General features: G+C 70.4%; 14 protein-coding genes and 1 pseudogene. 12 read left to right on the plus strand and 3 right to left on the minus strand.

Annotation, left to right across the window (positions count from 1 at the left end; genetic code table 11):
• The first annotated feature begins 26 nt into the window (after positions 1-26).
• The 12 genes and pseudogenes from ABD52_RS34780 (at position 27) to ABD52_RS39940 (ending at position 5,782) form a co-directional block, all read left to right on the plus strand.
• Positions 27-323, plus strand: coding sequence for a hypothetical protein (locus ABD52_RS34780; protein WP_047894525.1), 297 nt, complete (start codon positions 27-29; stop codon positions 321-323).
• A gap of 21 nt (positions 324-344) precedes the next feature.
• Positions 345-440 (plus strand): annotated as a pseudogene (locus ABD52_RS41795) (DUF6011 domain-containing protein); the annotation flags it as partial.
• A 96-nt stretch (positions 441-536) separates the two neighbouring features.
• The gene (locus ABD52_RS39935; RefSeq protein ID WP_047894526.1) at positions 537-758 is read left to right on the plus strand and encodes a hypothetical protein; all 222 of its coding nucleotides are present in this window, start codon (positions 537-539) and stop codon (positions 756-758) included.
• A gap of 7 nt (positions 759-765) precedes the next feature.
• A complete protein-coding gene (locus ABD52_RS41525) occupies positions 766-891 on the plus strand; it encodes a hypothetical protein (protein WP_255352904.1) in 126 nt (41 codons plus the stop codon).
• On the plus strand, positions 888-1,103 hold the full coding sequence (locus tag ABD52_RS34790) for a hypothetical protein (RefSeq protein ID WP_047894527.1): 216 nt from the start codon (positions 888-890) through the stop codon (positions 1,101-1,103). Before ABD52_RS41525 ends, ABD52_RS34790 begins: the two co-directional genes overlap by 4 nt.
• The gene (locus ABD52_RS34795; protein WP_047894528.1) at positions 1,100-1,543 is read left to right on the plus strand and encodes a hypothetical protein; all 444 of its coding nucleotides are present in this window, start codon (positions 1,100-1,102) and stop codon (positions 1,541-1,543) included. The genes ABD52_RS34790 and ABD52_RS34795 overlap by 4 nt, the downstream gene beginning before the upstream one ends.
• A 267-nt stretch (positions 1,544-1,810) precedes the next feature.
• A complete protein-coding gene (locus ABD52_RS34800) occupies positions 1,811-2,731 on the plus strand; it encodes a hypothetical protein (RefSeq protein ID WP_047894529.1) in 921 nt (306 codons plus the stop codon).
• A 72-nt stretch (positions 2,732-2,803) separates the two neighbouring features.
• Positions 2,804-3,610, plus strand: a complete 807-nt coding sequence (thyX, locus tag ABD52_RS38725; RefSeq protein ID WP_368665029.1) for an FAD-dependent thymidylate synthase — start codon at positions 2,804-2,806, stop codon at positions 3,608-3,610.
• Positions 3,607-4,461 carry a dTMP kinase gene (gene tmk / locus ABD52_RS37735; RefSeq protein WP_053065528.1) on the plus strand — a complete coding sequence of 285 codons (855 nt, stop codon included), beginning with the start codon at positions 3,607-3,609 and terminating at the stop codon, positions 4,459-4,461. Before thyX ends, tmk begins: the two co-directional genes overlap by 4 nt.
• Positions 4,448-5,050, plus strand: coding sequence for a dCTP deaminase (dcd, locus tag ABD52_RS34815; RefSeq protein ID WP_047894531.1), 603 nt, complete (start codon positions 4,448-4,450; stop codon positions 5,048-5,050). The genes tmk and dcd overlap by 14 nt, the downstream gene beginning before the upstream one ends.
• Positions 5,047-5,529, plus strand: a complete 483-nt coding sequence (locus ABD52_RS34820) for a hypothetical protein (RefSeq protein WP_047894532.1) — start codon at positions 5,047-5,049, stop codon at positions 5,527-5,529. The genes dcd and ABD52_RS34820 overlap by 4 nt, the downstream gene beginning before the upstream one ends.
• A gap of 106 nt (positions 5,530-5,635) precedes the next feature.
• Positions 5,636-5,782, plus strand: coding sequence for a hypothetical protein (locus ABD52_RS39940; RefSeq protein WP_161801654.1), 147 nt, complete (start codon positions 5,636-5,638; stop codon positions 5,780-5,782).
• A 43-nt stretch (positions 5,783-5,825) separates the two neighbouring features.
• Here the strand turns inward: ABD52_RS39940 and ABD52_RS34825 are convergent, their stop codons facing one another.
• The 3 genes from ABD52_RS34825 to ABD52_RS39945 form a co-directional block, all read right to left on the minus strand.
• Positions 5,826-6,167, minus strand: a complete 342-nt coding sequence (locus tag ABD52_RS34825; protein ID WP_047894533.1) for a hypothetical protein — start codon at positions 6,165-6,167, stop codon at positions 5,826-5,828.
• A 39-nt stretch (positions 6,168-6,206) separates the two neighbouring features.
• Entirely contained in the window at positions 6,207-6,719 is a 513-nt protein-coding gene (locus ABD52_RS34830) for a hypothetical protein (protein WP_152748359.1), read from the minus strand.
• Between the two features lie 238 nt (positions 6,720-6,957).
• On the minus strand, positions 6,958-7,401 hold a 444-nt coding region (locus ABD52_RS39945; protein WP_047894535.1), incomplete at its 5' end, for a hypothetical protein.

The raw sequence follows: 7,401 nt of genomic DNA on the forward strand, positions 1-7,401 counted from the left end.
CGCCCACCCATCCCCAAGGAGCAGAAATGCCTGACGCCGGCCAGATCCTGCGGCGGGTTCCCGGACTCACCCTCCGCAAGCTCGACACCTGGACCACCAGCGGCCTCCTGCGGCCCACCGCCGGATCCCGGGGTACCGGCAACCGCCGCGAGTGGCCCTCGTCGGAGCTGCCCGTCATCGAGGCGATGGTGCGCCTCACCGCGATCGGCATCCCCCCGAAACTCGCCGAGCAGCTCGCCCGATCCGGCGGCGAGCCGGTCGAGATCGGCGGCGTCAGCGTCCACGTCGACCTCGCCGCCTCCGCGGACCACGCAGTCGCCTGAGCCATGCAGCCGCTCCCCCTGATGCCCGTCCCGGCAGCACCCCGTGAGGTGCGCTGCCGGGGCTGCGACCAGGTCCTCACCGACCCGAAGTCACGGGCACGTGGCTACGGACCTAAGTGCGCGAAGGACGCCGGGCTGCTGCCGGCCAAAACGGCGGCCCGCCCATCACGCGACCACCTCACGTTGTTCCACGTTCCCTCCCGAGGAGCACCGATGCTCGGACCTACCGACCACGCGCCAGACGGCCCGCCCTGCACGCTCGCCAAGGGCACGTGCTACTGCACCCGCCGCGCTGGCTGCCTCGCCATCAACGAGGACGACTTCCTCGAACCCGACTGGGCGGACGACAACTCCATCGGCATGGACGAGACCCGCGGCCGCCTCGCGGGCCTCGAATCCGCGCCGATCGCCACCAACCCCACCAACGCGGAATAGCACCGACGTGACTCGTCCTGAAGTGCGCGCCGCCTTCATCCGCTACCTGGTGCCGCTGCTGATCCGCAAGGGCCGCAACCGCTCCGCCCGCGCGGCCCTGCTCGCCGCCGCAATCAGAAAGAGGAACCGATGACACAGCCCTGGTACACGGTCACCGTCGTCAAGCACGAGAAGCACCCTCGCGAGTACGTCGACGGCGACACGACCAAGCCGGTCGAGGTGGTCTCCTGCACCGTCCTGCCGGCCCTCGCCGCGGGCGTCCTGCGACTGGCCGCCGACGAGATCGCTCCACCGAAGCAGGCCACGCCGCCGGCGCCGGTCATGCGGGGAAGGTCGGATCCGTGAACAGCTCCCCGGAGCCGGGCGACGTCGACCCGCTCCCAGGCGCAGTGCAGCCGTTCGAGCCGCCGGGGACGACGCAGCGCGACAGCCGCACGCCCACCGGGGAGGCCGTCCTGGCCTGGGTGAGCACCCACTCCACCGAGGTCGTACACCTCACTCCGTGGCAGACCGAGCTGATCGTGCGCATGTTCGAGATGAGCCGACACGCACGCGGGGCGGCGGAGACGATGCGCCAGCTCCACGACCAGCTCGCCCGGACGCAGAGCCGCCGCCGGTACGCCGAGTTCGTGGCGCTGGTCCGGCGGTTCGGTGTAGAGCAGGAGCCGCTGGACGGGCCACCCACCGACCCGATGCAGCGGGCGCTGTGGCTACGCCGAAACCGCAACACCGGCCCAACGCGGCGCCGCGCGCCGAGGACGATCCCACCCCGGGGCGCGCGGTGAAGCCGGACCATTCGCGGGCAGCGCCGCGCGATACACGCCGGTCCCGGGTAGGCCGATGGCTCCGGGACGCTGCCGCAGTTACTTTCGAGGTGATCATGCGGGTCGTGGACGACCTGATCCCCTGACCGCCAGCCCGTAAGCCAGCAGAAACGGAGACGGGCCCGGACTCCCATCCGGGCCCATCATTCCCCCTGCGACCTCCCGCCCCCAAGCGGTTGATCTCCCGCAACAGTAACCCGCGTCTCAGCGGAAACGGAGATCAGCCGAATGTCTGACGACTGTGTCCTGTGTCGCGTCTACCGCCCCGACGCGGAGCCGCGCCTTCCTCACCGCTGGCCCGTCGACGAGGGCTGCCGACACCGCTTCGACCGGCACGTCGCCGACATCGACGACCTCACGGCGGCGCTGCTGGACCTGAGCACCATGGAGCCCACCGCAGTTCGGGGCGGCGATCCGATCGCCGCGCTCGGCGGCGCCGGACCGATCCGGGCCCGGTCCGGGCAACCCGTCGTCTCCGGCAGCCGGGAACCCGCCCTGCCGATCGACGAGGACCTGGTCGACCTGCTCGCCCCGGCCCGGGCCGGCACCGTGCGGGACACGCTGGTGCCCAAGACCACCACCGAGCGGGTGCTCGTGCGCAGCCGCAAGGTCGTGGTCGACGCCGACGGCGCGCACATCCGCGAGGTCGAGTACACGGTGCTCACTGCCCGGCCCGTGCTCGACCCCGACGGCAACCCGCTCTTGGTCGCCGCCGGCGACCAGATCGGCTACCTGTCCGCCGCGACCGTCCTGGACGAGATCGTCCGCGACTGGCGCGACACCCTATGGCCCGACCACAGCCTCCCGCCGGTGACCGTCTACCAGCTCACCCGCTGGATGCGCGACCGCGCCGATGAGGCCTGCGACCGACACCCCGGCATCGCCGCGAACGCTCAGGAGATCCGCGAGCTGCGCACCGCGCTGCGCCGAGCGCTCGGCGAGACCGAACCCCTGCCCAAGCCGATCCTCGGCTCGCTGTGCAAGACCGACGGCTGCGACCAGGTCTCCCAGCTCATGCGTCACGACGGCAGCGAGTACATCGAGTGCGACGCCTGCGGCCGCCTCTACACCGAGGACGAGTACCGCGACTGGACCGCCCGCCTGGCACACGCCGTCCGGTCGAAGAACACCCACCCCGCCACCGCCTGAAGGAGAACCGTGCGCACCGCTCACCCCACCGTCAAGCTCATCGCGTACACCCAGTTCCAGCCACCGGACGACGTGCCCTGGTCGACCGACGCCGACGGTGGGCAGGCCCTGGCCGAGTTCGCCGGCCGGGCCTGCTACCAGAGCTGGAAGAAGCCGAACCCGGCCACCGCCACCAACGCCGGTTACCTGGCGCACATCCTGGAGGTCGGCCACCTGAGCGTGCTGGAGCACGGCTCGGTGAGCTTCTACTTCAGCGGCGTCTCCCGCTCGTTCACGCACGAGCTGATCCGGCACCGGCACTTCTCCTACTCGCAGCTCTCCCAGCGCTACGTGCCCGAGCGGGACGCCGCGATGGTCGAACCGTGGGTGATCGCCGACGACCCGGAGCTGCACAAGAAGTTTCAGCACGCCGCCAGCACGGCGACGCGGACGTACGAGGACATCCGGCTGAGGTTGGAGACGAAGTTCGCCCGTGAGGCGCACGGACTGCCGACCTGTCCTCGCTGCGGCCACGGCAACCGCGAATGGCGTTCGCGCATGCTGGGCGGACCTGCGGCGTGGTGTTCGATCTGCGTCGAGTGTTTCGACGTTGAGGTGCCGGTGACCACGGCCATCCGCAAGCAGGCCAGGCAGGCGGCCCGGGCGGTGCTGCCGAACGCGACCGAGACCCGGATCGTGGTGACCGGCAACTACCGGGCGTGGCGGCACTTCGTCACGATGCGCGCCACGGAGCACGCCGATGTGGAGATTCGTGTGCTGGCCGTGGAGTGCCTGCGGCAGCTCAAGGGTGTCGCGCCGAACGTCTTCGCCGACTTCGAGATCTCCACCCTGCCTGACGGCACCGAGGCCGCGGCCAGCCCGTACCGGGAGGTCTCGTGACCACCGTGATCCTCGGCGGCGAAGACGACGCCTTCGCGTGGTGCCACGAGCAGGGCATCAGCCCGTTGAGCGTCCGCGTCGCCCTCGGCCCCTCCGACGCGTGGAAGCTCCGCGGCAACGTGCAGGTAGTGCAGCTCGACCGTCCGAACCCCTACATCGAGCAGCACCTCGCCAACCGCGCCGAGGGCAGGCCCCCGGGGCTGTTCATCGTCTTCGAGGGCGGTGAGGGCGCCGGGAAGAGCACCCAGGCCCGCCGGCTGGCCGGACGGCTCTACGGCTTGGGCCACGACATCACCCCGGCCCGGCAGCCCGGCGGCACTGAACTCGGCTGGCACATTCGGCGGCTGCTGCTGCTCGACGAGCGGCGGGACATCCCATCCGACCGGGCGGAGGCCCTGCTCTACGCCGCCGACCGGGCCCACCACGTGCGGACCGTCATCCGCCCCTCGATCGCCCGGGGCGCTGCGGTCATCTGCGACCGATACGTCGACTCCTTCACCGCCTACCAGGCGGCCGGCCGCGGCCTGCCCGAGGCAGACGTGCGGTGGCTCAACGACTTCGCCACTGACGGGCTGATCCCCGACCTGACGGTGCTGCTCGACCTCCCACCCGAGGAGGGACTGGCGCGGGTGCTGCGCCGGCGCGGAGCGAACCGCCTCGACAAGGAGGCGTTGGACTTCCACCAGCGGGTCCGTCAGCGGTTCCTCGACCTCGCGGCCGCCGACCCGGAGCGGTACCTGGTGGTGCCGGCCGACGCCCCCCAGGAGCAGGTGGCCACGACTGTCGCTGCCCGCGTCGATCAGCTGCGCGCCCGACGCGCGGAAACGGCGGGCGACCATGCTGTTGTCTGACCGCGACCTGAACCGGGCCATCAAGGATGGCCGGCTGGCCGTTGACCCGTTCGAGCCGGAACTAGTCCAGCCGTCCAGCATCGACGTGCGCCTGGACCAGCACCTGCTGGTGTGGCCGCCGGTCAATGCCGGGGGCTGGTACGAGGTGAGTCCGGCGATCGACCCGGCCATCGCGCCGTACATGCTGCCCGTCGACATGGAGGGCCGCCCCTACGTCATCGGGCCCGGGGAGATGCTGCTCGCCTCGACGCTGGAGCGCGTCACGGTCGGCAACGGCCTCGCGGCCCGAGTCGAGGGGAAGTCTTCCATCGGCCGGCTGGGCCTGGCCGTGCACGTCACCGCCGGGTTCGTCGACCCTGGCTTCTCGGGTCACATCACCCTCGAACTCGTCAACCACAACCCACGCCCGCTCGTCCTGCACCCCGGCATGCGGATCGGGCAGCTGTGCGTGTTCCGCATGACCAGCCCCGCCGAGCTGCCCTACGGCGCTACCGGCGTCGGCTCCCACTACCAGGGCCAGCGCGGTCCGACAGCCTCTCGGGCCTGGCAGAACTTTCGCACCTGGACGACGAGGAGGGAAGCGGCATGAGCCCGTGGGACATCCCGGTCGCGCGCGCCACCTCCCAGGTAATCGTGCTGGGCGAGCTACGCCATCAGATCAGCGAGGAGGTCGGCCCGTACGCCGCCGGCCGGACGGAGCTGTTCGAGCAGATCGACAGCATGAGGCTGACGCTGGCCATGAGCGTCCTCGCCGAGAAGCTGCCCGTCGAGCGGGTGCGCAAGCACCGCCGGGAGGTCATCCAGACTGCCCGGTTCGCGACTTGGTGGGACCACTGGAAGGCGACCTACCAGCAGCGCTGGTGGATGCGTTGGCGCCGGTGGTCGGTGCGGCAGCTCGTCGACGAGCACGAGGTGGAGGCCACGGCGGTGGTGGACCTTCAGCGGTACTGGACGTACCCGCGTGCCGCGCTGCCAGTGCCGGAGCTCGGTGAGGCGGTCCGGGTTGTGCTGTACGAGCCGGTGCGCGAGACGAACCCGCCGCCGGTCACGCGGTTTCTGCGCGAGTAGAGCACCGCTGGCGTCGAGGGCGTGAGGCGCGGGCCGCTGGAACCTCGACAGCGCAGCGGATCCCGCTAGGCTGAACGCCCCCGGACGAACCACGCGGAGGCACTCTATGGACTTCTCCGACCTGCTGGTGTCCGCGCTGCGCCTGCTCCTGCCAGCTGCCGTGCTGGCCGTCGTGCTGCTGGTGCTGGTGCTCGGGCCGGGCAAGCTCCGGCAGTGGTGGCGGAATCGCCGGTCGGGTGCGGGGGAGCGGTAGTCGTCCCCGACGCCGCGTCCCCCGCGTCCGGCTGCTCCACGGCTCACCGCTGCGCGTCGATCAACCCCTGCCGTGCCACGGCAACGGTGGCAGCGGGCAAGCGCACCCCTGACGCGGCACGCTCCACGAGGTCGAGGTACCCCAGGGCCTCGGCGAGGGTGTTGATCCACGCGACGGCGTCTTCGACTTCGGCGGCTGGCCTGCCGACGGCGTCCGCGACGTCCTGCACCGCGCAGGTCTGGTCGGGGCGCTCGATCAGGTACCGGACGATGCCGATGCCGGTGCTGTCGAGCTTGCGCAGGAGGGCGCGGGCATCGAAGTCGACATCACGGCCGCCGACCTCCCACACCCGGGTCGGATTGTTGGCCGGATTCTCGTCGAACATGCCACCCTCACCATCCCTTGGAGTCTCGGCAGCCGCGGTCTACATGTCGCAGTAGTCCGTGGCCCGCCCGATGTACGAGCCGGTCGCCTCGTAGTAGGCCGTCACCCACAGCATGTACCGGGCCCCACCGATCAGGGTGCCATGATCGCCGGTGGGGGTGCTCCAGGATCCGGACGATGAGGTCCACGGCCAGTTCTCGGTGGTCTTCCACCACTGACCGTCGATGAACAGATCCCGGAAGACGTCCACCTGCTTGTTGCCCTGGGCGCCCACCCCCCAACCCTTGTCCTTCACGTACATCGTGGGGATGTTGAAGCAGTTGATGTCCGCGTAGACGATGGCGGCCATCGGTTGCGGGCTCGACTGGGCCAGCTTCAGCCGGGCCAGGGCGCCCCGCTCGTCGGTGCGGAACAGGTCCGATGAGGGCTGTCCGCCCTTCGGGCTCTGCGCGTCGTTGGCGGCGGCTGACGTGGCGGTGACGGCCAGGATGGTCGTGATGGCGAGCAAGATGGCGGTCGTGCGCCGCCCCACCCGTAGCAACACTCGTCGCATCGGCTTCCTTCCTCTGTGTGACTAGGAAGTGCCGATGCTGCCAAAGCTCACCGACATATGGAACCTGTTCTATGTGAGGTTGAGTCCCTCGACCAGCACAAAGGCGCAGGCAGGCACGACGCGCACAAAATGCACTAGTGCGCACCTTCAGGCAGTCGGCCTTGAAACGACGAAAGAGGCCGCCGCCTCCGCCCGCCCGAAGGCAGGTGGAGGCGGCGGCCTCTTTCGTGATGGGTTGTCAGGACCGGTTGTTGACCGTGGTACGTACCCCGTCGTCGGAAGCGACCGCGTCGCACCGGAGAGGCACCGCGGTCGGCATCTGGGTCAGCATCGGGTCATCGAGCAGGATGGTCGCCGTGCCGTCGACCGACCACCCCTTGTCGGTCTCCCACACGTCGTGGATGTCGACCCCGGTGACGCTGACCAGCACCTTGTCGCTCATGCCGCCGACACGTTTCGCGCGCGCCTCGGCTTCCCGCTCGATGGCGGTGCGGCACTCCCGCTGGGCCTGCTCCCGGGTGAGGTCGTTACGGCCAACGAAGTAGAGGGTGCCGCCGATCGCGATGGCGATGAGCAGAACGGCGCCGAACGCGGCGGCCAGGATGATCGGCAGCTTGCTCTTCTTCGACGCCGGCGCGGGCGGGTTCGCCTCGGTGGCGGGCGGCGGGACCTCGGCGGGGGG

The sequence above is a fragment of the Micromonospora sp. RV43 genome (genome assembly GCF_001029515.1).
Taxonomy (GTDB): Bacteria; Actinomycetota; Actinomycetes; order Mycobacteriales; family Micromonosporaceae; genus Micromonospora; species Micromonospora aurantiaca.

What these genes read in the sequence shown, in the direction of transcription:
- ABD52_RS34780 (WP_047894525.1), top strand. Translation starts at nt 27, where the DNA reads ATGCCTGACGCCGGCCAGATCCTGCGGCGGGTTCCCGGACTCACCCTC.
- ABD52_RS39935 (WP_047894526.1), top strand. Translation starts at nt 537, where the DNA reads ATGCTCGGACCTACCGACCACGCGCCAGACGGCCCGCCCTGCACGCTC.
- ABD52_RS34790 (WP_047894527.1), top strand. Translation starts at nt 888, where the DNA reads ATGACACAGCCCTGGTACACGGTCACCGTCGTCAAGCACGAGAAGCAC.
- ABD52_RS34800 (WP_047894529.1), top strand. Translation starts at nt 1,811, where the DNA reads ATGTCTGACGACTGTGTCCTGTGTCGCGTCTACCGCCCCGACGCGGAG.
- dcd (WP_047894531.1), top strand. Translation starts at nt 4,448, where the DNA reads ATGCTGTTGTCTGACCGCGACCTGAACCGGGCCATCAAGGATGGCCGG.
- ABD52_RS34820 (WP_047894532.1), top strand. Translation starts at nt 5,047, where the DNA reads ATGAGCCCGTGGGACATCCCGGTCGCGCGCGCCACCTCCCAGGTAATC.
- ABD52_RS39940 (WP_161801654.1), top strand. Translation starts at nt 5,636, where the DNA reads ATGGACTTCTCCGACCTGCTGGTGTCCGCGCTGCGCCTGCTCCTGCCA.
- ABD52_RS34825 (WP_047894533.1), bottom strand. Translation starts at nt 6,167, where the DNA reads ATGTTCGACGAGAATCCGGCCAACAATCCGACCCGGGTGTGGGAGGTC.
- ABD52_RS34830 (WP_152748359.1), bottom strand. Translation starts at nt 6,719, where the DNA reads ATGCGACGAGTGTTGCTACGGGTGGGGCGGCGCACGACCGCCATCTTG.